The organism is Azorhizobium doebereinerae UFLA1-100 (assembly GCF_000473085.1).
GTDB lineage: Bacteria > Pseudomonadota > Alphaproteobacteria > Rhizobiales > Xanthobacteraceae > Azorhizobium > Azorhizobium doebereinerae.
Window position 1 is genome coordinate 318,044 of record NZ_AXBA01000001.1, and the last position, 23,810, is coordinate 341,853.

10 protein-coding genes are annotated in these 23,810 nt (G+C 70.5%); 4 read left to right on the plus strand and 6 right to left on the minus strand.

Going from position 1 to position 23,810, the window contains the following annotated elements; all coding sequences use genetic code 11:
- Positions 1 to 105: 105 nt before the first annotated feature.
- Both YU1_RS0101295 and YU1_RS0101300 read right to left on the minus strand, forming a co-directional pair.
- Positions 106 to 1,701 carry a PEP/pyruvate-binding domain-containing protein gene (locus YU1_RS0101295; RefSeq protein ID WP_029002535.1) on the minus strand — a complete coding sequence of 532 codons (1,596 nt, stop codon included), beginning with the start codon at positions 1,699 to 1,701 and terminating at the stop codon, positions 106 to 108.
- An 83-nt stretch (positions 1,702 to 1,784) separates the two neighbouring features.
- Positions 1,785 to 3,713, minus strand: a complete 1,929-nt coding sequence (locus YU1_RS0101300; protein WP_029002536.1) for a hypothetical protein — start codon at positions 3,711 to 3,713, stop codon at positions 1,785 to 1,787.
- A gap of 489 nt (positions 3,714 to 4,202) precedes the next feature.
- On the opposite strand from YU1_RS0101300, the gene YU1_RS31675 reads away from it, so the two are divergent.
- Together YU1_RS31675 and YU1_RS0101310 are read left to right on the plus strand one after the other, a co-directional pair.
- Entirely contained in the window at positions 4,203 to 5,168 is a 966-nt protein-coding gene (locus tag YU1_RS31675; protein ID WP_051356346.1) for a GGDEF domain-containing protein, read from the plus strand.
- Positions 5,169 to 5,283: 115 nt separating this feature from the next.
- Positions 5,284 to 5,961 (plus strand): carbonic anhydrase, encoded by a 678-nt coding sequence (locus YU1_RS0101310; RefSeq protein WP_029002537.1) that lies wholly within the window; start codon positions 5,284 to 5,286, stop codon positions 5,959 to 5,961.
- Between the two features lie 152 nt (positions 5,962 to 6,113).
- Here the strand turns inward: YU1_RS0101310 and YU1_RS27345 are convergent, their stop codons facing one another.
- Together YU1_RS27345 and uxuA are read right to left on the minus strand one after the other, a co-directional pair.
- Positions 6,114 to 6,845 carry a GntR family transcriptional regulator gene (locus YU1_RS27345; protein WP_051356347.1) on the minus strand — a complete coding sequence of 244 codons (732 nt, stop codon included), beginning with the start codon at positions 6,843 to 6,845 and terminating at the stop codon, positions 6,114 to 6,116.
- A gap of 16 nt (positions 6,846 to 6,861) precedes the next feature.
- Positions 6,862 to 8,082 carry a mannonate dehydratase gene (gene uxuA, locus YU1_RS0101320; RefSeq protein ID WP_029002538.1) on the minus strand — a complete coding sequence of 407 codons (1,221 nt, stop codon included), beginning with the start codon at positions 8,080 to 8,082 and terminating at the stop codon, positions 6,862 to 6,864.
- Positions 8,083 to 8,378: 296 nt separating this feature from the next.
- On the opposite strand from uxuA, the gene YU1_RS31680 reads away from it, so the two are divergent.
- Positions 8,379 to 11,159 carry a putative bifunctional diguanylate cyclase/phosphodiesterase gene (locus YU1_RS31680; protein WP_156921899.1) on the plus strand — a complete coding sequence of 927 codons (2,781 nt, stop codon included), beginning with the start codon at positions 8,379 to 8,381 and terminating at the stop codon, positions 11,157 to 11,159.
- A 30-nt stretch (positions 11,160 to 11,189) separates the two neighbouring features.
- Here YU1_RS31680 and YU1_RS27355 read toward each other — a convergent pair whose 3' ends face one another.
- A complete protein-coding gene (locus YU1_RS27355) occupies positions 11,190 to 12,188 on the minus strand; it encodes a PAS domain S-box protein (protein WP_035713358.1) in 999 nt (332 codons plus the stop codon).
- Between the two features lie 317 nt (positions 12,189 to 12,505).
- Between YU1_RS27355 and YU1_RS31685 the strand changes: the two genes are divergently transcribed.
- Complete coding sequence (locus YU1_RS31685) at positions 12,506 to 14,839, plus strand: putative bifunctional diguanylate cyclase/phosphodiesterase (RefSeq protein WP_051356350.1); 2,334 nt, start codon at positions 12,506 to 12,508, stop codon at positions 14,837 to 14,839.
- A 22-nt stretch (positions 14,840 to 14,861) separates the two neighbouring features.
- Here YU1_RS31685 and YU1_RS27365 read toward each other — a convergent pair whose 3' ends face one another.
- A complete protein-coding gene (locus YU1_RS27365) occupies positions 14,862 to 23,786 on the minus strand; it encodes a Tc toxin subunit A-related protein (protein WP_035713165.1) in 8,925 nt (2,974 codons plus the stop codon).
- Positions 23,787 to 23,810: the final 24 nt, after the last annotated feature.

A 23,810-nucleotide genomic window follows, 5' to 3' on the forward strand; every position in this document is an offset into this window, starting at 1 on the left:
ACCACTGCCGCCCCACGGCGTCGCGATGGTAGTTACAGAGATACCATAGTCAACCATTCTGCGGTCACAGCGCCGCGATAGCGAAACAATGCGCCATGCGGCCGCTCAGGCGCAGGCCGGCTCCCGCGCCGCCTGCCGCCAGGACGCGACCCGGGCGAGGTCCGCATCCGGCCGTTCGGTGACGATGCGGGACCGGCCGAGATGGATGGTGCCGGCGCGGCCGTCGATGGACAGCCAGTCGCCTTCGGCCACCGGATGCCCGGCGATCTGCGCCCGTGCGGCGGAGGGCTCGACGTGCACCGCCGCGCATCCCACCACGCAGGGCTTGCCCATCTGCCGGGCCACCAGCGCCGCGTGGGCGGTGCGCCCGCCCACCGCCGTCACGATGCCCGCGGCCACGGAGAAGCCGACCACATCCAGGGTGCTGGTGTCCGGCCGCACCAGAATCACCGGCTCGCCCGCCGCCGCCAACTCCTGGGCGCGCTCCGAGGAAAAGGCCACCCGGCCCACGGCCACGCCGGTGGAGGCGGCGGTGCCCGTGGCCACCGGCGCCCAGGCTTCCGCGAGGCGGGTGGTGACGAGGGCGTCGAGATCGACGCCGGCCAGCCGCGCCAGCCCCTCGGCGGGGGTGATCAGCCCCTCCTCCACCTGCGCCACCGCGAAGCGCAGCGCCGCCGCCGGCGTGCGCTTGGCCGCGCGGGTCTGGAGAATGTAGAGCTTGCCCTCTTCCACGGTGAATTCCACGTCCTGCACGTCGCCGAACGCGCCTTCCAGGCGGGCCAGCACCTCGCGCAGCTGCGCCGCGGCCACGGGGGCGGCGGCGGCGAGCGCATCCTCGGCGAGCGGCGTGCGGCTACCGGACACCACGTCCTCGCCCTGCGCGGCGAGCAGCACGTCGATCATCGGCGCGGTGGCGCCGGTGGAGGGATTGCGGGAGAAGGCGACGCCGGCGCCGGAGGTGGCGCCGCGATTGCCGAACACCATGGCCTGCACGGTCACCGCCGTACCCTCCAGATGCTCCAGGTGCTCGATCCGGCGATAGGCGGCCGCGCGCGGGCTCATCCAGGAGCCGTAGACCGCTTCCGCCGCGCCGCGCAATTGCGCCATGGGCTGGTCCGGCACCAGATCGTCGCGGTCCTCCAGCAGCGCCGCATAGCCTTCCGCCAGCCGCTCCAGCGCCTCGCCGTCGAGATCCTGCGGGTCGGCGACGCCCTCGCCGGTCAGCACCGCGCGGCGCGCGCGGGCGAAATCCGCATCGGGCACGCCCAGCACCACGTTGCCGTAGCTCTCCAGGAAGCGGCGGCGACAATCCCAGGCGAAACGGGGATGCCCGGTCATGCGAATCAGCCCCTGCGTCGCCGCATGCGAGCAGCCCACGTCCAGCACCGTCTCCAGCATGCCCGGCATGGAGCGCGCCGCGCCGGAGCGCACCGAGACCAGAAGCGGGCGGCGACCGTCGCCGAAGGTGCGGCCGGTGGCCTCCTCCAGGAAGGCGATGCCCTTCGCCAGCCCGGTCTCCATCCGCTCCCGCGCGTCGCGCTCGCCGCGCACGATGGCGGCGCACAGTCCGACCGGCAGCACGAAAGCCGGCGGCACCGGCAGGCCGAGCACGGCCATGCGGGCCAAGTTCGCCGCCTTGGCGCCCACCGTCTCGGGCGTGGGCTGTTCGGTCGATCCATTGCCGATGCGGACGATCTGCATGGGCGCTCTCCATATGACGACGGGAAGGGAACGGCGGACCGGCCGCCATGCGAGCAGATGCGGGCCTGGGCCCGGCAATGGCGTCAGGTGGCGAGATCGGCCAGCACGTGGGTCCGCAGCAGATGGCCGAAGCCGGCCAGCCGGTCGGTGGCCCGCTCCAGCGCACGGGCGAGATCGAGCGCGCAGAGCGAGGTGGTGAGGTCGGCGCCGCCGCCCAGCACCCGCGCCGTCACCGCCCGCTCGGCCGCGTCTGCCGCGTGCTCCAGCTCGCCGAGCCGCACGGCGCAGGCAAGCGCATCCTCCGAATCCACCCGGTGGCCCTCGGGGACGGCGGCGGCCGCGGCGGCGCCGGAGGCCGCAGCCTCCGCCCCGCTGACGGCGAAGCCGCAGAGATCCGACAGCGGCGCCAGCAGGTCCGCCGGCAGCACCGGCGGCAGAAGCGAGGCGACGAAGGCGGCCTGCTCCAGTTCGTCCACCACGTCCTCGATCTGGTTGGACAGCCGTTCGATGGCCGGGTCGGCGCCGAAGCGCGCCACCTTCTGCCGCGCGTCGAGGGCGATGCGGTCCGCTTTCTCCTCGCGGCGGCGGGCGGCGCCCGCCAGTTGGTCGCGGTCGAACGGCCGGCCGGCGCGCTGCTCGAACAGAGCGGCGGCAAGCCCGGCGGCCACCTCGCGCGCAAGACCCGCCTGCCGGATCACGATGGCGAACAGCATCGCCTCCGCCCGCTCCAGATGGCGGGCGAGTTCCGCCTCGATGCGGTCGCGGGCGAGGCGCACCGAGCTGCCGTCCAGCAGCGCCTCGGCGCAGATGCGCAGCACGCCCTTTAGGAAATCCACCGCCGCCTCGCGGCCGAGCACCCCGTCGAGCCGCTCGCCGAAGCCGATGCGGCCGGGAGCGGCATGGTTCACCGCCGCCGCCACCAGGTCGCTGCCACCGAGTTCCAGGAAGGCGCGGTGGCCGAGGCGGTGGGTGGCCGCCCAGTCCAGCACGCGCACCGCTTCGCCCTTGGGGATCCAGGCGCGCAGCACCTTGCGGGCCTTGTTCCAGTCGATGAGGAAGACCAGATTGGCGCCCAGCGCCTCCAGCACCGCGTCGCGCACCGCCGGATCATCCGTCTCGCAGCGTCCGGTGACGAGATAGAACACGCCGTCGTCGGCGAGGCCCGCCGCCGACTTGCGGTCGAGCCCGCTCCAGGCCAGCGGCGCATCGCGCAGCAGGCCGGTGAAGAATTTCGCCCGCGCCAGATGCACGTCCGTATAGGTGACGGTGATGGCGCCCGGCTCCACCGCGATCACCACCACATGGGCGTCGGTTTCGCCGATGTCGTTCTGGATGGTCAGGCGCTCGCCGGCGCGGGCGGCATTGGTGCCGAGGCCGGGATGGTCGAACTTCAGCCGCCGCGTCGCCTCCAGCCCGCGCATGAAGGCCTCGACGAGGCCGTGGTCCTCGGGCCGCAGGCCGAAGGCATGGGCACCCGCCACATTCTCTTCCGCATGCTCGGCCGACAGGCGGTTCAGCGCCTTGTGCAGGTCCATGACCAGCCGGTGCAGGCTGTCCCTGCCCTCGCCGGACAGGCCGGTGAGCCGGGTGACCTCGGCGCCGGACACCGCATCCGAGCCGCCGAGCGCATGGCTGGCGCGCAGCGCCGCGAGGCGCTCCAGGCCGGCGGCGCCCGCCGCCGCGTCCCCGGCGGCCACGCCCTGCGCCATCTCGGTCACGTCGTCCCAGACCCCGCGCCCGAGTTCGCCAAGGCCCGGCGCGGTCACCACGTCGCCGCCGCCGGCCGTGGCGCCGGCCACCATCTGCTCCATGGCGAGGGAATCGAGCCCGGCGGCGCGACATTCATCCGACAGGTCGGCACGGGCCGCATCCGGCGCCTGGGCGTGGTGCGCCGCCGCTTGCAGGATGCTGAGGCGCGCCTTCACCCGGTCGTTGGCGCGCAGGGCGCCCGCGATCAGCGCGGGGATCAGGACGTCGGTCTGGCCGAGATGCTCGATGATCTCTGTCTTCATGGCACGCTCTCCCGCTCGGCCCTGGTATCGATCAACCAAAGCACGCCGCCGCCGGAATGGGATTGCGGCAAGTCATTCATCCCTTTGTCACATGGCCAGAGACGGCCACGGCCTCCGGTCAGGTGACGTCCGCGATAGTCGGACGTGTCGCGCACGGGGGCGAAAACACCATCATCCGACGTCGTGCTCCCGCGCCGCACGCCGCCTCTTTCTTCCAAACATAATTTGCATGCGCACACTTCATGTGACATGCGCGCAATACTTCATCGCCGCGCGCAAGCGGCCTTGAATTCCATCTCGATGCGTATCGCCCAAGATCCGTCGAAGTGAGACAAGAGCTTGCCCCGCCGCGTGAAATTTCTTAGTTGTTCAGGTATCCTTTGCCGTCGGGCCTTTGATTGTGGCCGTTCATCAAATTCATTGCTCCTCCCACGCCTCCGTGCGTGATGCCCTAGCCGGCCACCCGCACGCCTTCGCGGTGGCCTTGCCATGAGCGAGAAGCCGCCGCCGATCGCGGAAGCGACCGACGTCTTCGGCCGCCCGACACTGGGCGAGGCGGACCGGCCGCGCCGCACCTTCAGCGAAATCCTGCACGCTCTGCCCGTGGGCGTGGAGATCTACGACCGCAATTTCGACGCGGTGTTCTACAACAAGGCCGCCGACGACCTGTTTCTCTATGTGGAAAAGCCCGTCCTGCACCATGACGAATGGTGGGAGCTGGGTTTTCCCGACCCCGTTGCCCGCGCCGCGGCCATTGCCGAGTGGCGGCAGATGGTGGCCCTCGCCCACGACCAGCCCGGCACGGCGCATACCGGCGAGTGGAACGTGCGCTGCCGCGACGGCCTTCAGCACATCGTGCAGTACCGCTTCTGCTTCCTCGGCGACACCTACATCCTGGTCCTGCTCGATGTCACCGAGCAGCGCCGGCTGGAGGCGGAATTGCGCTGGCTGGCCAATGTCGACCCGCTGACCGAGGCGTTCAACCGCCGGCGCTTCCTGGCCGAGGCCGAACTCACCTTCGCGACCTGCCGGGAGAATGGGCGCGCCCTGACGCTGCTGATGCTCGACATCGACCACTTCAAGGCGGTCAACGACCGGCACGGCCACGGCGTCGGCGACGAGGTGATCCGCCTCGTCGCCCGGCGCTGCCAGGAGGCGGTGAGGGCGGGCGACATGCTGGCCCGCATGGGCGGCGAGGAATTCGCCGTCCTGCTGCCGGACGCCGGTCCCGCGGATGCCCGGCGCGTGGCCGACGGCCTGCTCGACGCCGTCACCGCCACGCCGCTGCAACTGGGCGCCCTGAACCTGCCGGTGGGCATCAGCATCGGCGGCACCTGCGCCCGGCCCGATGACCCGCATGTGGACGCCGTGCTGAAGCGGGCCGACCGCGCCCTCTACACCGCCAAGAACGCCGGGCGCGGCCGCGTGGTGTTCGACGCCGCCGTCCTGCCCTGACGGCAGCACCGCCTCCAGCGCATGGCCGTCCCGATATTGGAGACCGGGGCCAAACCTGCTATGGCCCCGGCTCAGCCGCGCGAGCCGCGCGCGGGACGCAGGGCGAGGACGAGCCATGTTCCCGGAAAGACTGACCCAAGGCTACCGTTCCTTCATCGACGGCCGGTTCGCAGCGGAGCGTTCGCGCTACGAGGCGCTGGCGCAGGCCGGCCAGAGGCCGGAGATCATGGTAATCGGCTGCGTGGACAGCCGCGTGTCGCCGGAAGTGATCTTCGATGCCGCGCCGGGCGAACTGCTGGTGGTCCGCAATGTCGCCAATCTGGTGCCCGCCTACGAATCCCACGGCGAGACGCAGCACGGCACCAGCGCCGCCCTTGAGTTCGGCGTGCAGGCGCTGCGCGTGAAGCACATCGTGGTTCTCGGCCACGCGCTCTGCGGCGGCATCCGCGCCTTCGCCGACGAGCAGGAGCCGCTCTCGCCCGGCGACTTCATCGGCCGCTGGATGTCGCAGATCGCCCCCGCCGCCGAGAGCCTCGGGCCGCGCAAGCCGGAGGACGGCGACACCTATCTGCGGCGGCTCGAATTCGCCTCGGTGGAGCTGAGCCTCAAGCACCTGATGACATTCCCTTGCGTGCGCATCCTGGTGGAGCGCGGCAAGCTCGCCCTCCACGGCGCCTATTTCGGCGTGTCCTCCGGCCGCCTGCTGGTGCGCGACCCCGCCACCGGACGGTTCGAGCCGGTGACGGACGAGGGGCCGGACCGGCTTGCCATGTTCCGGTGTGCGAGCGACTAAGCGCTGGACGCATAGCCTCTCACATGACGGTGAGGTGACATCCGGCGTCGTTCGGATATTGTTGCGACAACCGCGTGGGACTGCCCCCACAGTGGCCTCCAGACGCCCCGTCCCGACCCCCTCGGGCGGGGCGTTTTGCTGTCCGCTCCTGGCTATGCCTGCGTCGCCGCGCGCGCGGCCGCCAGCAGGTCGAAGCTGTTCAGCACTGCTTCCACATGCCGGGTCATCTCCCGCGCCGCCTCTTCCGCCTGCCCGCGCCGCACCGCCGCCAGGATGGCCAGATGCTCCTCATAGGCGTCCTGGTAGCGGCGTGGCTGGAGGCGCGTCGCCAGCAGCCGCACCCGGTCGATATGTGCCTTCACCGAATGCACCAGCCGCCAGGCGGCGGGCACGCCGGCCATCTCGGCCAGGGCGGCATGGAACTGCTCGTCGGCGGCAAAGAAGGCGTAGTCGTCGCCCCGCTCCACCGCGGCGCGCTGGGCCTCCAGCAAGGCCTCGATCCGCGGCCAGAACGGCGCCGCGGGCGGCGCGGCGCACAGCAGCCGCACCACCTCGCCCTCCAGCGCCCGGCGGATGACGACGCCGGCCTCGATCTCGGCCCGGTCGATGGACGCCACCACCGAGCCCACCTGCGGCCAGGTGGTGACGAGCCCTTCCAGCGCCAGCTGGTGCAGCGCCGCCCGCACCGGCGTGCGGGAGATGTTGCAGGCGCTGGCAATGTCGCTCTCGTGCAGCGGCGCGCCGGACGGCAGGCGCGAGCGGATGATGAGCCGTCGCAGCCCCTCGTAGATCTGCGGCCCGATGGCCTGCGCGCGGTCCACGGCGACGTCCCGCAGGGCCTCGCGCAGATCGAAGCCGGGCAAGGTGCGCTTCACCCGAGGCATGGCCTTTCCCCGCGGGTCAGGCGCGCCCGGCGTGGAGCGGATGGGCCAGCGCGGTCATCACCCCGCGCAGTTCGGCGAGGCCCTTGAGGCGGCCGATGGCCGGATAGCCCGGCTGCGCGCCACGGCCGATGTCGTCCAGGATGTCCTGGCCGTGGTCCGGGCGCATGGGGATCTCCCAATCCACACGGCCCTCGGCGCGGCGGCGGGTCTCCTCGGCGTGGAGGGCGGCGATGGTGGCGACCATGTCGGTCTCCCCCGCCAGATGCTCGTCCTCGAAGAAGGAGCGGCGCAGCCCGTCCACCGGCGCCTGGCGGCGGATGTTGCGCAGGTGCACGAAGTGGATGCGCGGCCCGAGCCGCTCCGCCATGCCGGGCAGGTCGTTGTCCGGCCGCACGCCGAGCGAGCCGGAGCACAGGGTCACGCCGTTGGCCGGGCTGTCCACCGCGTCCAGCATGAGGCGGTAGTCGGCCTCGGTGGAGACGATGCGCGGCAGGCCGAGCAGCGGGAACGGCGGGTCGTCGGGGTGGCAGCACAGGCGCAGGCCCAGCGTCTCCGCCACCGGCACCACCTCCGAGAGGAAGTCCACCAGATGCCGCCGCAGGCGCTCCGTGGGGATGGCGTCGTAGAGCGCCAGCTGCTCGCGCAGGCCGTCCAGCGTCCAGCCCTCCGCCGCACCGGGCAGGCCGGCAGTGAGGTTGGCGGCGAGGCGTTTGCGGTCGTCCTCGCTCATGGCCGCATGGCGTTCGGCGGCGGCGGCCTTGATGGCGTCGCCATAATCCTCCGCCGCGCCCGGACGGGCGAGCACGTGCAGGTCGAAGGCGGCGAAATCCACCAGGTCGAAGCGCATGGCCTGCCCGCCGTGGCTCACCTCGTAGCGCAGGTCGGTGCGGGTCCAGTCCAGCACCGGCATGAAATTGTAGCAGATCGTGGCGATGCCGGCCTCCGCCAGCGCTGCCATGGAGCGCTTGTAGGAGGCGACATGCGCCCGCCAGTCGCCGGTCTGGCGCTTGATGTCCTCGGATACCGGCAGGCTCTCCACCACGTCCCAGGTGAGGCCGGTGGGGGCGCCGCCGGCGCCGCGCACCACGTCCTGCCGCTTGCGGATCTCGGCCAGCGTCCAGTCTTGCCCGGTGGGCACATGATGGAGGGCCGTGACGATGCCCTGCGCGCCCGCCTGCCGCACCGCGCTGAGCGGCACCACGTCCGCCGGCCCGAACCATCGCCACGTCTGCCGCATCTGAAGGTCCCCGTGTCACCTGTCCGAGCGTACTCGTATTCCAGTATCCCAGTTTTTTGTAAAGCCCGCTTCACGTTTGCGCCCATCGCGGGTGCAGCCCGGGCGGACGGTTCGTCGCATCCCGCAAATCCGTGGTAGCGTCAGCTCTCCCGGACACAACCTGTTCCGGGAGTGGGAAGGACCCGAAGCCCGATCCTCCTGTGCCGGATCGCCGGCGCGTCGCGGTCCAGATCGTCACGCTGCAGACGAGGGCGGAAGCACCAGTGCCGCGGCTCGGGAGTGACAGCATCGGCTTCATGGACCGCCTGCGGGGCCGGCCGCGGCTTCCGGCCGTCCTCGGCGTCTGCGCCCTCGCGCTCACGGCGGGCGGGCTGGCCGCCGCCGGGCTCTCCGCCGTCGCCGCATTCGGCCGCTATGGCGAGGAGCTGGAACGCCAGGCGCTGATGCGGACCGCTGCCGCGGCCGCCGCCACCTTTCCCGTCGAGACGGTCGCCCAGTTGCAGGGCTCGGACCAGGATGCCGGCACGCTGCCGCTTGAGCGCGTCAACGCCATCCTGCGGCGCCTGCGGGAGGCCCTGCCGCAGGCGCGTTTCGCCTATCTGATGGGCCTGCGGGGCGGCATGGTGGTGTTCATGGCCGGGGCCGAGCCGGTCGGCTCGCCGGCCTATGCGGCGCCCGGCTCCACCTATGGCGAGGCCTCGCCGGAGCTGCGCGGCGTGTTCGTCTCCGGCGTCCCCATCGTCGAGGGCCCGGCACGCGACCGATGGGGCGACTGGGTGTCAGGCCTGGCGCCGCTGAGCGCGGGGCCCGGCGGGCCGGTCATCGCCATCCTCGGCATCGACATCGACGCCGCCATGTGGCGCGGCACGATTGCCCGCTACCGTCTGTTCGGCGCCCTCATCGTCGGGGGCGCGGCGAGCCTCGTGATGCTGCTGGGCGCGTTCATCTTCGTCCAGTACCGCTTCGCCGCGCGGCTCGCCGAGGCCAACCGGATCGTCGAGAACAGCTCGACCGTGGTCTACCGCATCCAGGTGGCGCCGACGATGCCGCTCACCTACGTCTCCGACAACATCGGGCGCTTCGGCTATACGCCGCGCCAGGTGCTCGCGGCGTCCGACCTCTGGCAGCAGCTCCTCCATCCCGACGACCTCAAGGCCAGCATCGCCGACAACGAAGCCATCTGCCGCGGCGAGAAGGACAGCAGCACCTGGGAGCGGCGGCTGCGCGACGCGGACGGGACCTACCGATGGTGGCGCGGCAAGATCCGCGGCCTGCGCGACGGCACCGGGCGGGTGGTCGCGCTCGAAGGCGTGCTCGACGAGATCGATGCGCGCAAGCGGGCGCAGGACGCGCTCGAATTCACCAACCTGCTGCTCAAGACCCAGATGGAGACGTCACCGGACGGCATCGTCGTGGTCGATGAGACGGGACGGATCATCTCCGTCAACCGGCAGTTCTGGGAGATGTGGCGCATCCCGCCGGTGGCGCCCGGTGACGACAACGGCCCCGTGCTGGCGGCCTTGGCAGCGCGGATGAAGGACCCTCAGGCCTTCATCGCCCGGGTCCTGTATCTGTTCGAGCACCCCGAGCAGGCGGCCCATGACGAACTGGAGACCACCGACGGGCAGGTGATCGAGCGGCATTCGGCCGGTCTCCACACGGCGGGGAACAGCTATCTCGGCCGGGTCTGGTTCTTCCGCGACATCACCGCCCGGCGGCGGGCGGAAGCCCAGATCCGCCACTCCGCGCGCCACGACGGCCTGACCGGCCTCGCCAACCGGGGCGTGTTCCGCGAGGCGGTCGAGCACGCCATGGCGCAGGCGCGCCGTGGCGGCAAGGGCTTCGCCGTGCTGTATCTCGACCTCGATCATTTCAAGGACGTCAACGACACGCTGGGCCACCCCGTCGGGGATGCCCTCCTGAAGACCGTCGCGGCGCGCCTGCTGGCCAACGTGCGGGAGGCGGACGTGGTCGCCCGCTTCGGCGGCGACGAATTCGCCGTCCTCGCGACGGACGTGAGCGAGCCGGCCGACGCGGCCATCCTGGCCGCCAACCTGATCGCCGCCCTGGCCCAGCCGTTCATCCTCAAGGGCAATGACGTGCGCAGCGGCGCCAGCGTCGGCATCGTGGTCTACGAGGCCGGCGACCTCGATGCCGAGACGCTGCTCTCCCATGCCGACCTCGCGCTCTATCAGGCGAAGTCCGAAGGGCGCGGCGACTACCGCTTCTTCACCGGCGCCATGGACGCGGACGCGCGCACCCGCGTCAACCTGGCGGGCGAGCTGCGCCGGGCGATCGCCGACGACGAACTGTTCCTGCTCTATCAGCCGCAGGTGGACCTCAAGAGCGGGCGCATCGCCGGGATGGAAGCCATGGTGCGCTGGCGCCACCCCACGCGCGGCGTCCTCGGCCCCGAGGTGTTCCTGCCGGTCGCGGAAAGCAGCGGCGTGATCCTGGCCCTGGGGCGCTGGACGATGCGGCAGGCATGCCGGCAGGCCAAGGCCTGGCGAGAGGCCGGCATCGACTGCGGCCGGATCGGCATCGGCATCTCGACCATGCAGAGCAAGCGCCCGGCGGAACTGGAAGAGGACATCGGCGCCACCCTCGCCGAGACCGGCGTGCCGCCCCGCACCCTCGAACTGGAGCTGACCGAGCTCGTCCTGATGGACATGGCGGCCGGCCACAACGACGCCCTGGTGCGGCTCCGCGAGACCGGCCTGACGCTGGCGATCGACGACTTCGGCACCGGCTATTCCTCGCTGGACTACCTGCGGCGGCTCCCGGTCGACCGCGTCAAGCTCAGCCCGCGCTTCATCGCCGACATCGCCACGGACACGCGTGCCGCGACCATCGTGCACGCGGCCATGCGGCTGCTCCAGGCCATCGGCATGGCCATCCTGGCGGAAGGTGTCGAAACCCGCGCGCAACTGGCCCTGCTGGAGGAATGGGGATGCGCGGAGGCGCAGGGCGCCCTTTTCGCCGAACCGCTCAGGAGCGAGGCGATCACGCCGCTGCTCCAGGCCGCCTCTCCCCCCTGGGCAAGCCCTCCGGCGGGCGGCGGCCCCGAACGCCCCTGATCCGAACGCGTGCCCGCCCCGCGCCGGCGCTCAGCCGGACAAATGCCGCAGCGGCGTGCGCACCGTGATGACCAGCCCTTCGGGACGCCAATCGCGCGTGGCGGTCCCGCGCAGCGCCTGCGCGATGGTCAGGCGCTCCAACTGGCTCCCGAACCCCGGCCGATCGATGGACGACGGCGGCGGCGGGCCGCCGGTCTCGGTCCAGACCAGGACATGGTCTTCCCCGTCCACCGCGCTGTCCACCCGCAGCCGGCCCTCGGCGACCGACAGCGCCCCGTACTTGGCGGAATTGGTGGCGAATTCGTTCAGCGCCAGCGCCAGGGAGGCCAGAGCGGGCGCGCGGATGGGAAAGTCCGCCCCGAGGACGTGGGTGCGCGGCGCGTCGGCGTCATTGTGCGGCGTGAGAATGGCGCCGAGCAGCGAGAACAGCGTCGTCGTCCGCTCCCGCTCCAGGCCGCCGGCCATGTCGGGCAAGGTGAAATCATGCGCCCGCGCGAGGGCCGACAGCCGCTGCCGCAGGCTGGCCGCCAGATCGGCGGCGCCGGTGGCGGAGCGTTCGCTGAGGCTGATCAGCGCCGACGTCACGGTGAACAGGTTCTTGATGCGGTGGTTCATCTCCCGCAGCAGCAGCAGTTGCCGCTCGTGCTGCCGCTTGCGCTCGGAGATGTCGCGCGCGATCTTCGAGGCGCCGGTGATCACGCCGTCCCTATTGCGCACCGGCGAGACGGTCAGCGAGATGTCCACCAGGCTGCCGTCCTTGCGCCGGCGCACCGTCTCGAAGTGATCGACCCGTTCGCCCCGGCGGATCTTCTCCAGGATCAAGCTTTCCTCGCTGCGCCGGTCTTCCGGGATGAGGATGAGAATGGGCCGGCCAAGCATCTCCTCGGCCGAAAAGCCGAACAGACGCTCCGCGCCGGAATTCCAGCTGGTGACGATGCCTTCGAGCGTCTTGCTCAGGATGGCGTCGTCCGAATTCTCAACGATCGCCGCCAGCCAAGCTTTAGCATCCAGCTCAGCCTGCCCCGGCATGATGTCGTCCGTACCACCAAGCGGCATGACTTGCGTATCACTCCCAGGTTCCGAAGCGTCGCAGGAACGACCTTCGGATTGGAGCCGTTTCATCGCAAAACGTCCTCCGAGGCAATGAACCCAGGTTCATGAATGACTGCATGGCGGCATATGCTACCAGAGCAATAGGCCGGCGGGTAGATATCTAAACTTCGCTCGTCTCGTCCATCCCCGCCCCGCCCCGGCGGCGGCGATCCGCACGCGGCGTGCCGCGCGGGCTTCAAATATAGGCACCAACTCGGCTAGGCTGCGGGCAGGACCGCCGGAGGTGCTGACCCATGGGCTCCGCGTACTGGCTGATGATCGACGGGGTCATGCGGGCCGCCGTCGTCGTCGCCATCCTGGTCAGCTTTGCACTGGCGCTGCCGCCGCGCCTCACCCAGCCGGGCACGCGGGCGCGGGAGATCGCCTATGGCGCGGTGCTGGGGCTGATCTCCACCGCCGCCATGATCATCCCGATCGAGACCGAGGCGGGGCATCTGGTCGATTTGCGGACCGTGCCGCTCATTCTGGCGGCGCCGATCCTCGGGCTGGTGGCGGGATGCACCGCAAGCATCATCGCCGCCGCCGGCCAGGTCCTGCTGTGGAACGCCCAGCACCTGGAGGGCTTCTATTCGATGCTCGTGGCGTCCGCCCTGGGGCTCGCCATCGCGCTGATGATGGGCTGGCGGCTCTCCGGCCCCTCCCACACGCGGATCGCGGCCCGGCCGGTTCACCTCCTCTGGGTCGCGCTCGCCTCCCCCTTCGCCGTTCTCCTGCCTGAAGTGCATTGGACGGCGGGCGAAGGGCTCATCCACCCGGGCTATGAGAAGATCTGGCTGCCGCACCTGCTGCTGGTGCCCCTTTCGACCATCGCCATCGGGGCGATCCTGATCACCTTTCTGTCGCGGCGGCGGCTGCTGGCCTCGCTTCAGGAGGCGAACGAACAGATCGCCGCCATCGCCACCAACATCCCCGGCGTTCTCTATCGCCGGGCGGTGGGTCCCCATGGCGAACTGATCTTCCGATATGTCAACGAGCAGTCCTCGGACATCTTCGGCCTCCCGCCGGAGACCATCATCCAGGACGCCTCCACTTTCCTGGAGCGCATCCACCCGGACGACCGGGCCCGGGTGCACAGGGCCCTGACCGAGGCCGCCCAAGGCACGCCCCCGCCGGTCTTCAGCGAATACAGGTTCGTCCGGCCGGATGGCCAGATCCGCTGGATCCAGGGCCGCTCCCAGGTCAACCAGGCCGCGTCCCTGCTCGCCGGGGAGACCATCGCCGACGGCATCGCCTTCGATGCGACGGCGCAGAAGGAAGCCGAGCTGGCGGCCGAGGCCGCCACCCGGAAGGCGCAATGGGCCGGGTCCCATGATTTCCTGACCGCCCTGCCCTATTGGCCGGCGCTGGCCGAGCGCATCGCCGCGTGCGCGGCCGCGCCCACGCCGGGCACCGCTTTGCTCGCTTTGACCGACCTGCGCGACAGCAATCTGGTGAACGAACTCTTCGGCATCAGCGCGGGAGACGAGCGCCTCGTGGAAGCCGCGCGCCGGCTGTCGGCCGCGGCCCCGCCGGGCAGCGTGGTAGCCCGGCTGGGCGGGGACGAGTTCGCCATCTTCATCGAGCATCCCGGCCCGGACGCCGCAGCGGCGATCGCGGGCATCGCCGATGCGCTCCGCGCGCCGTTCCTGATCTCCGGGCAATCGGTGCCGATGAGCGCGGATTTCGGCTATGTGCTCACCCGCCCCGGCCTGACCGATGCCGCCGAGTTGCGCAAGCTGGCCGGCATCGCCTTGCAGACGGCGGGAGGCGCCCCGGAAGCGGCCATCGTCGCCTTCACCAGCCGGATGGAGGCCGAGCGCAACGGCCAGCGCATCTTCGACGCGGCGCTGGCCGAGGCCATCGACCAGGGCGCGCTGACCATCTGGGCCCAGCCCATCGCCGCGACGGCGGACATGCGGCTGCTGGGGCGCGAGGCCCTGGTCCGCTGGGACCGGGCCGGCCACGGCCCGGTGCCGCCCGACCTCTTCGTGGCGCGGGCGGAAGCCATCGGCCTGTGGCCGAAGCTGGACGCCCTGGTGCTCAAGGCCGCCTGCGGGCAGGCCGCCGCCTGGCCCGCCGACACCTGGGTCTCGGTCAATCTCTCGCCCGGCTGGTTCATCCTGGGAACGGTGATCCCGCTGGTGGAGGACGCCTTGCGCGAGACCGGCCTGCCCCCGCGCCGCCTGTGCATCGAGATCACCGAGCGGGTCTTCATCGAGGACAGCCGCGCCGCCCGGGACATGGTCAACGGGCTGAACCGCCTGGGCGTCTCCGTCGCCATCGACGACTTCGGCTCGGCGTTCTCCTCGCTGAACTACATCCAGATGCTGCCGATCCAGAAGCTCAAGATCGACAAGAGCTTCATCGACAACCTCATGACCAGCCGCAAGTCCAGGGCCATCGTGCGCAGCGTCATCCAATTGTGCGCGGAGATCGGCCTTGAGGTGGTGGCCGAGGGCGTGGAGACGCAGGCGCAGATGGACTGGCTGCGCGACCACCATTGCTCCGCCGTGCAGGGCTATCTGACCGGCCGGCCGCAGCCGATCGAAGCCGCCGGCGCCCCGGCCGGCGCCGCCACCCCCTCTTGACCGCCCCGCCGGCGGGGCCGCCTCACAGCGTGACCTCCACATAGAGCGCCACGTCCAGCAGCTTCATCGGGTCGCCTGCGGCGGGATCGCCGCCGGCCGGGGCCAGATCGCCCGATGCGGACAGCGCCAGCGTGTGCTTGCCGAGAAGCCCTGCGCCGAGCGCCGCCTGCACGTTGGCCGTGCGCCAGCCGGGGAATTCCGGCGTGGCGGCAAAGGCGTTGAACGGCTTGGTGTCGAGCGTGACCGACGCGCCGGCCCCGGTGGCCCCGCCGCCGGTGCGGATCATCAGCAGGGCGCGCGAGAGGGTGAGCGCGCGGCCCTTGAGGAAGAAGGGCAGCGAACGCTCGTCCAGCTCGAACGCCAGCGGCGTGCCCGGCGGCGAATTGAGCAGGCGCTGGAAGGTGGAGGAGAAGTCCTGCCTGAGGCTGAACACCCGCGCCATGGGCGTGTCGGTCAGCGCCTTGGCGATGGAGCCTTCCAGGGCGGCATTGCTGTCCTCCACCTTGGCCCGCAGCACGCCGTCGGTCAGCGCCGAATAGCTGATGTGCATCAGCACGTCGGTGATGGTGGCATAGTCGAACGGCCGGAAAGTCCTCGGCAGGGTCAGGGTCCAGACGCTCGCCGCGCCGGCGCCCTCGAACGGCATGTAGCGCTCGTCGCGGAAGCTGAAGTCGAACACCCCCGCATCGTTCTGCGCCGTGCTGGTGGCGACGGTGCCCACGTGGCGCAGCGGCACCTCGACAAGATCGGCCGCCGCCGTGCCCGGGCTCTTGCGCAGGAACGACTGCTTGAGCGTCAGTTCGGCCGAGATATTGGTGTAGGGCCCGGTGACGCAAGGGATGGTGATCCGCGCCGCCTTGATCTTGCGCCGGTACTGGCCGGGGTAGAACAGGTCGAAGGCCACCTCCGGAAGGACGATCTCGCAGGTTCCGGTCTCCCGCAGCGTGAGCAATTCGGCGGGATCGAGCTGCATCAGCGAGAAGGTCTGGTCCACTTCCAGCGTGCGGTAGTTGGTCTCGATGAAGCGCCGCTCCATCTCCAGCAGGTCGCTGGTCAGCCGCTCGCCGGCGAGCAGCCCGGCCTGGCTGGCGTCCCAATAGGTGGCGTCGAGCAGCGGCGTCGCCTCGTCGTCGCGTTCGAAGCGATAGGCGCGCTCGGCCAGCCGGGCCATGGCATGAGCCGAGTTGAAGCTCTGCCGATAAAGCCGCTGAAGGGTCGCGGACAGCCAGTTGTAGAGGCCGAGGTTGCTGAACTTGGTGACGAAGAACTCGATCACCTCCTCCTGGTCCTCGATATTCTTCTGGTGCAGCTCGATGCCGCGCTGGGCGATGTCGACCCGGATCTTCGCCGCCGACAATTGCTTGTCGATCTGCTTGATCTCGTGGTTGGCCAGGTCCACCTGGTGGTCCCAGCCCTCGCGGCGGCGCTCGAAGCTCGCCTCCAGCCCCATGGAGGCGGACACCATGTCCAGCAGCTTGGCGGTGTCGCTGAAGCACATGCTCCAGCCCTTGAAGCTGTTGTTCAGCTCCTGCCCGCCATACTTCATGGCGAAGGGCGAGCCGATCTGCGGGATCAGGCCGAGCACGCCCGCCGTGCCGCCGAACAGCGCCCCGAGGGTGTAGAAGCCCAGGCCCGTGTGCTTGGTGACCTGCTGCGCCCGCTCCCAGCCGTTGAGGTCGCTGTCGAGCAGGCCGGCATAGTAGTCGCGCTTGTATTCCGCCGCCTGCTTCTGGCGCTCGATCTGCGCCACCTGCTCCTCGGCGACGCGCAGCTCCCATTCGCGCAGGCGGGTGTTCAGCTTGGTCATGTTGAGCGCCTGCGTATTGCGCAGCCGCGTCAATTCCTCCATGTCGCGCTTCTCCAGCGCGGCCATCAGCTGGGCGCCGAAGCCCTGCACGGTGCCGGCATATTGCTTGGCCTTCTCGATCAGATAGGCGAAGCGATAGGGCGGCAGGTTGCCGCTGGAGGCGCCCAGCACGTCCTCGATCGAGAGCCCCTGCGCCCTGGCCCGCACCAGCAGGCGCGGATCGATCTCGGGCGCGAACAGCGACAGGTCGCGCCGCGCGCCGGTGATGTCGAGGCAGTTGCGGATCTTGTAGAGCCGGTCCTCCACCCGGTCCCACAGCGCCGCCAGGTCCTTGTTCTCGGGAATGCAGAACACCGGCCCCATCTGGCGCACGATGGACCAGCCGAAGCGGCCGGTGCGGCGGAAGTCGTCGATGAGGATGGAATCGTTGACCGACATGGGCCGCGCGCGGCCATTGACCACGGTCCAGCTGCCCGGCCGCGTCCGCTTCCAGTCCACCGGGCGGGAGATGGCCGCATTGTCGTCGATGGCCACCGAGGTCCGCCTGTTCTCGATCAGCGCCGCGCGCTCGAAGCGGGTGGGCGCCACCTCGGCATAGACGGCGGAGACGCCCGCGCGGACCGCCTCGGGGGCCTCGCTCGCGGCCATCACGGCGATGTCGCGCTCCTTGGCGTGGATCGACAGCGCCTCGGTCTCGATCGGCCGGCCGCCCTCCACCTCCTCGCGCCGCATGGTCCGGGCGGAGGCCCGCACCTCCACCGGCGGCGGGTCGCCGGCGCGGGCATAGATGGAGGCGGCCCTGACCGCCGCGCGCACCTGCACCGCGCCATCCTTGCGCACATAGTCCAGATAGGACCTGGCCCGCGTCGCATCCTTGAAGCGGGCGAACTTGCGCGCCTTGGGGGCGATCCAGAGGATCGATTCCGCCTCCAGCAGGAATTCCGAGCCGCGGTCGATGGTCGGGCGGATGTGCGCATAGGTCTTGGGGGTGACAGTCCCCTCGCCGCAATCGCCGGCCTTCACCGGGCGGCGGCCGAGGATCTCCTGCGCCATCACATAGAGCACGATCGCCTCGTTGACGGATTCCATCGTGAACTGCGTGAACAGGCTGTCGCCCCAGTCCAGCAGGTTGGCGACATATTTCATCACCACGGCCTTCTGATAGGCCGAGATGCGCAGCCGCGCGATGGCGTGCGGGTTGAACGGATCCTCCTTGTAGGCCTTGATCGCGGCCTCGTCGGTCAGGATGTCCCGCAGCTTCGGCGGGGTCAGGTTCTTGAACTCGATATAGTGCCAGACGCGGTCGCGCAGCACCTTCTTGCGCTGCCCGGCGGAGAGGCCGGCGAGGTTGATGGAGGGATCGAGCGTCGCCGTCGGGTCGAAGATGTAATGGAACCACTGCTGCGCGGCGGAGAACTTCTGCCGCCCGTTGAGATTGTCGGCGATCAGGAACGGGATCTCGAAGAAGATCTCCTTGTAATAGCGCCCCATGGCGCCGCGAAAATCGATCGCCCCCACCCGGCCGGCATTGCGGATGTCGGCGCCGGGCTGGAGGATGTGGTCCTCCTCCGCCAGGCTCTTCTGCGTCTTGATGTCGAGCAGCTGATTGACGCCGCCGGTGAACAGGATGCGCGACATGGCCCGCGCGATGGTGGTGCTCAGGCGGTGGGATTCATATTCGGCCTCCGCCGCGAAACTGCGGAACACATAGGTCGCGTCGGGCCCCTCCTGGAGCACGAGGCCCGCCCCGTTCGGCCCGCCGCCGACCGCCAGCGTGGTGGCCAGCCCCTTGCGCAGGCTGGCGATGGGCGCGCCGCGCTTGTTCGGCTCCACGCCGGCGAGGGTGCGATAGGCGGAGAGGAAGTCCGGCCAGATGCCCCAGCCGATGACGAAGTCCTCGAACGTGTCGATGTCGGCCACCGCCGCCTGGAGCGCGAACGGCGTCAGCGTCCGGCCCCAGCCGAAGTCGAAGCGGGCGTTGGGTGTATAGAGCTTGCGCGCGCTGCCGGCGCGGCCCACGTGCAGCATCCGCCGGGTCTGGCCCCACATCGCCCTCAGCGCGCTTTGCAGCGTGGAGGACAGGCCGATCTGTTTCTGGTCGAACAGGTCGGCCTCCGCGATGCTCAGCAGGCCGGCATAGTTCATCATCAGGCGATCATTATAAAGCGCGGGATAGACGCCCTCCCACTGGAACCCGCCCAGGGTATAGCCGTCCTGCGCCTCGGAATGGATCGTCGTGTCCGGCTGCCGGTAGGGCACGCCGTAATTGTAGATGCTGCCCTTGTAGGTCAGCGGGTCGGAAATCGTCTGTCCGGAGCCGACGGTGGAATTCTGCGCCAGCTTCAGCGCCTGCGGCGGGGTCCAGGCGCCGTCGAGGCGCAGCGAGGTGAATTTGACCGTCAGCTTGTGCTTGTAGCCGACGAACTTGGACTCGCCGTCCTTCACCTTGTTGCTGGACGAGGTGGTGATCTCGTTCCAGAACAGGAACAGGCGGCCCAGGTGCACGACGGGCGTCACCGTGCGCGCGGGGATCGACACGTCGATCTTGCGCCGGGCCGAATAGGACACCGCCCGGTCGGGATCGAACTTGCCGTAGAACAGGTTGTCGATGGTCCAGTAATAATAGACCGGCGGATCGGCATTGGTGCAGCCGAACACGTGCAGCACGTCCTGCCCGGAGCTCCAGCTCAGCTCGTGATAGGCCCCGGCGATGCGCAGGTTCGCCAGTTGCTCGAAGCCGGAGAGATAGTCGCCATAGGCATCGAGCACGTTCTGCTCGTTGATGTCCTGTTGCAGGAGCTTGTCCTCCAGCTCCTTGAACAGCGGTGTCTTGTCGTCGCGCAGCTCCGGCTCCAGATAGTTCTCCGGCCACAGGAACACCTTCCGGTTAGCCTCCCAGACGCGGTAATTCTTGCGCCAGGACCATTCGTCCTCCGGAATCCGGCTCGGCAGCACATGGACATGGTCGGGGTCCGCCACGTCGCGCCGGTCCTGCTCCAGGTTCAGCAGGATGCGGTGCACGTAGGTCTGGCAGGAGGAGATCGCCGCGACCACGCGCGAGGTGCGCGCGCAGCCCTGGAACTGCGGGTCGATCAGGAAATAAGCGTAGAGATCCTCCAGCGAGGTGAAGCGCTCGCTGCTCTTGCGGATCACGTGGTCGGCCAAGGCGTCGCGCTTGCGCCCGTGCAGGCGGTTGTCGAGCGGGGCGAGGCGCGCGTCGAAATCGGCGTCGTCCGGGAAGCGCTGGCGCAGCGCGCTCACCAGCGCCTCCGCGCCCCGGTCGAGATCCCCCGTCGCCTCCGATGACAGGAGCTTGATCGTCTCCGCCCCGATGCCGCTGTCGCGCGACAGCCGGGCCAGCGCCGCCAGCGCGGCCAGCGCCGGGGCCGCCGCATTGGCCAGCGAGGCCAGGGCCGAGATGGCGGTGGCCACCGCCGGGGCGACGCCGAGGGCTGCCCCCAGCACGGCGGCGGGCACGGCGGCGAACTTCTGCGCCGGCGTGAAGGCGGCCAGCGCCGCCTCCACCGCCGCCGGGTCGGGCGCATCCGCATCGGCCACCGGCGGCCGCGGCGCGATCAGCCCCTCATAGACCTTGAGCGTGCGGATGGCGGCGAGCGTCGGCGCGGTATAGCCGGCGATGCCCAGCAGGGCCTTGTGCGCGCCGAGGAAGGCGAGCCGGTCCGGCGTCAGGGCGGCGGGCTTGAACAGGAGAGCGAGCTTGGCCAGCGTGGCGACGGCCTGCTCCAGCGGCGCGAGCGCCCCGCCCTGCAAGGCCGTGGCGAAGGCGGGCGTGGCCAGATCGATCCCGGCAAGGCCGGCGAGCGCGGCGAGCTTGCCGCCGTCGAGGCCGAGTTCAGCCGCCAGACGAACCGGCAGGATGTGCCCGGCATGATAGCCCGCCAGCGCCGCCTGGAAAGCGGCGAGCGGGGTGGCGATGCCGGCGGGAATGACCAGCGCCGGGGCGAGCCCCGTCGCCGCCTTGAGGCGCAGCATGCCCTGCCCCTGCGCCTCGAACAGGCCGGCATTGGCCGCCACCACCGCTTTCGACTGCTCCTCGGTGACGCCGGGCAGGAAGGCGAAGACGGTGGCGGCGAACAGCAAGGCGCCGTCGGCGGCGACGCCCGCGACGATGCGCGCCGCCACCTCGGACGCGACGGGATAGGTCTCCGCCGCCAGCGGGGTGCCGCCGGTCACCACCGCGAGGTCGTCCAGAGACAGGCCGCCGGCCCGCACCCAGTCGTCGAAGTCCAGCAGCGCGCGCAGCTCGGCCAGATCGTTCACCGCCCCGCCGCCGATGGCGGCGAACGCCAGAAGCTGCTTCAGCTCGCCGGCCGCGCGGCGCAGCAGCTTCATCAGCCGGGCATGGCGATAGAGCAGCGACAGGTTGGCCGCGTTCAGCGCGAAGCCGCGGCTGTCGGGATTGGCATGGGCGAGGTTGGCGCCCAGCGGCGTCGCCAGCACCGCGATGAGGTTGCCCAGCTCCTCCTCCGAGAGCCGGGTCGCCAGCAGCAGGCGTTGCAGGGTGTTGTCCGCCGGCAGCGGCGTCGCCGAGGGACGGAAGGCCGGATGGACGAAGGCCACCGCGGGCTTGGGCAGCATGCCCTCGGTCAGCGCATAGGGCCGGTTGTTGTAGAGCCGGTCGAACAGCGACCGGCGGCCGGCCTGCACCTCCACGCGCGGGATCGCGCTCCACAGCGCGCAGGCCTCGTCGAGCGGCAGGCCGAAGCGCTGCGTCAGCGCCAGCACCTGCGCCACGTCGGCCACCGCTGCGGCGTCCAGCCCCGCCGGCGCGGCGGGCGAGCGCTGCTTGAGCAGGAGGTCGAGCTCGCCCACCGTCCAGGGCGTGAGCCGCCACAGCCGGACGAAGCGGTGCATGGCGTCGAGCGCCGCCGCATTCAGCCCGAGGATGCGCTCCACGTCGTTCTGCACGCTGGAGGCGTCGCGCTTCTGCGCCTCGATGCGCACGTTGCGGGTGCCGTCCGCGCGCACGAACTTGGTTTCCACCAGATCGCCGAACTGCGCCCGGGCGAGCCCGGTGGCGGGCAGGATCTCCTGCACCTCCAGCGCGGCCGCGATGCCGCTCGCGGGCACGGAGAAGTCGAAGGCATAGAGCTCGCGCAGATAGGGCCAGCCGGTGTTGGGGGCCACCAGCATGTCGTATTCGGCCTTGGCGATCTTCAGGACCGCCGCCGCCTCCCGCGCGCCGCCGCCCGCGCCCGCCGCCTTCACCAGGTCGGCGCGGCTGCGCTCGAACGGCTCCAGATAGGCGTCGGCCTTGGCGCTGGCGAGCACGAAGGGGGTGACGAAGGAGGCCTTCGCCTGCGGCAGGCGCGTGCCATAGACGAACGCCTCCACCGCCTCGCGGTCGCCCACATTGGTCGCCGGGCTGAATTTGCCGGTGATGTAGGCTTCCAATATCTCGTTCACCACCACCAGCGTCGGCAGCAGCGTGTTGGTGTTCGCGCAGGTCAGAGGCAAGGTCCACAGGTCGGCGCGACGAACCTTGAGGCTCAGCGCATGGTCGGCCTTGGTGCCCGTGAAGACCTTGCTGGTGACGTGCTGCTCGATGAAATACATCAGATCGACGAAATAGGCTGCCGGGCTCAGGATCGACTGGCAATGGTCGCAGTCGCAGACCTCGGTGGGGCCGAACAAATCGGCATAGCCTTCCATCGCCTTCAGCCCGTCGGAGACATCCTCGAACAGGTTGCCGACGCCGAGGCTGCCGAAGCCGCCCTTCACTACATCGATCACCGAGCCGACCAGCGCGCTCACCCCGGACAGCGTGCCGGAGGCGCGGTCGTAGATGGTGCGCGCCGTCTCGGCGGACAGGCCGGATGTGGCGGAGAAGGTCTCGAAATCCTCCCGCGCGATGGCCAGCGAGGAGGCGTAGCCCGCCTCCAGCACCCGCGCACTGAGCTCGGGATCATCGGTGACGGCGAAGATGCGCTGCTCGGCCTTGAAGGTATTGACGACCAGGGCCAGGTCCTTCTCGGCGATGCCGTTCGTCTTCAGCCGCGCCAGATCCTGGCTGCCGGGCGTGTAGTCGAGCGCCAGGAACTCCACGTCCGGATTCTGCCGGACCACGGCGTCGATCAGCCCGATGCGCGCCGCCGCGATCTTCGCCGCCGCGGCGGGATCGGCGGTCTCCCGGAACACCGCGTCGAGCTGGAGGCCGGGATAGCGCGCGGCGGTGCGCGCCAGGGTCTCGCGCGCCGCCAGCATGTCCCGGCGCTTCGCCGCGGTGACGCCTGGGAGGTCCAGCGCCCCGGCGCTCCGGGTCAGCCAGTGCGGATCGGCGCGGGCCAGCGGCTCCAGCGCCTTGAGGCTGCGCGCCAGCTGCGCCTGCTGCGGCGGCGGGCTCGCCCGGCGCAGCGCCTCAAACGGAAAGCGCGCCTGGAGCTTGCGCGTGATGTCCTGCGCCACCTGCTCCAGCGTCGCGCCTTCGGGGGGCGCGACGCGGGCCGCCTTGAGCCGCGCGGCGATCTGCTCCCGGGACAGGGCCAGCAGGTCCTTGATGTCGCCCGCCGCGCCCTCCTCCGCCGGGCTGAGGGCCATGGCGGCGGCGGTGTCGCCATCGACCAGATGATAGAGGCTGAGGCGGAAGCCGATGGCCTTGGCCTCCCGGTCGGCCAGTGCCTTGCCGGCCACCAGCTCGGCCAGCGCCGCGTCGTCGATGGCGTTGATGTCGTCCGCGGTCTGCGCCAGGGCGTCGGCGGTCTTGGTCTTGATCTTCGCGGCGTCGGCGAAGGCGAACAGCTCGGCCCGCGCCAGCGCGCCCGCCAGCGCCGGGTTGAGCGCCAGGGGAACGTCGGCGTCGAGGTGGCCGGGATCGACCTGGCGCAGGATGTCGAGGCGCGCCAGCAGCGCCTCCTTCTCCTCCTGGGTGGCGGTGACCCCGTCCACCGCGCGGGCGATGAGGTCGGCGGCCTTCTCGCCCGCCAGGTCCGCCTCGCTCAGGGCGCCCAGCGCCCGCTTCAGGCTGGCGGGGGCATCGCCCAGATTGCGGATCAGCATCTCCTTGCGCGCCTTGCCGAAGCTGTCGGCGACGGCCTTGAAGACCTCCGGCTTGTCGCGCTTCAGCTGGCTGAGGCTGGTCTCCTGGCCCGCCGCCAGTTCCTTCAGAATCTTCCTGTCCATGACGCCCCCCGGCTTTCGCCCGCC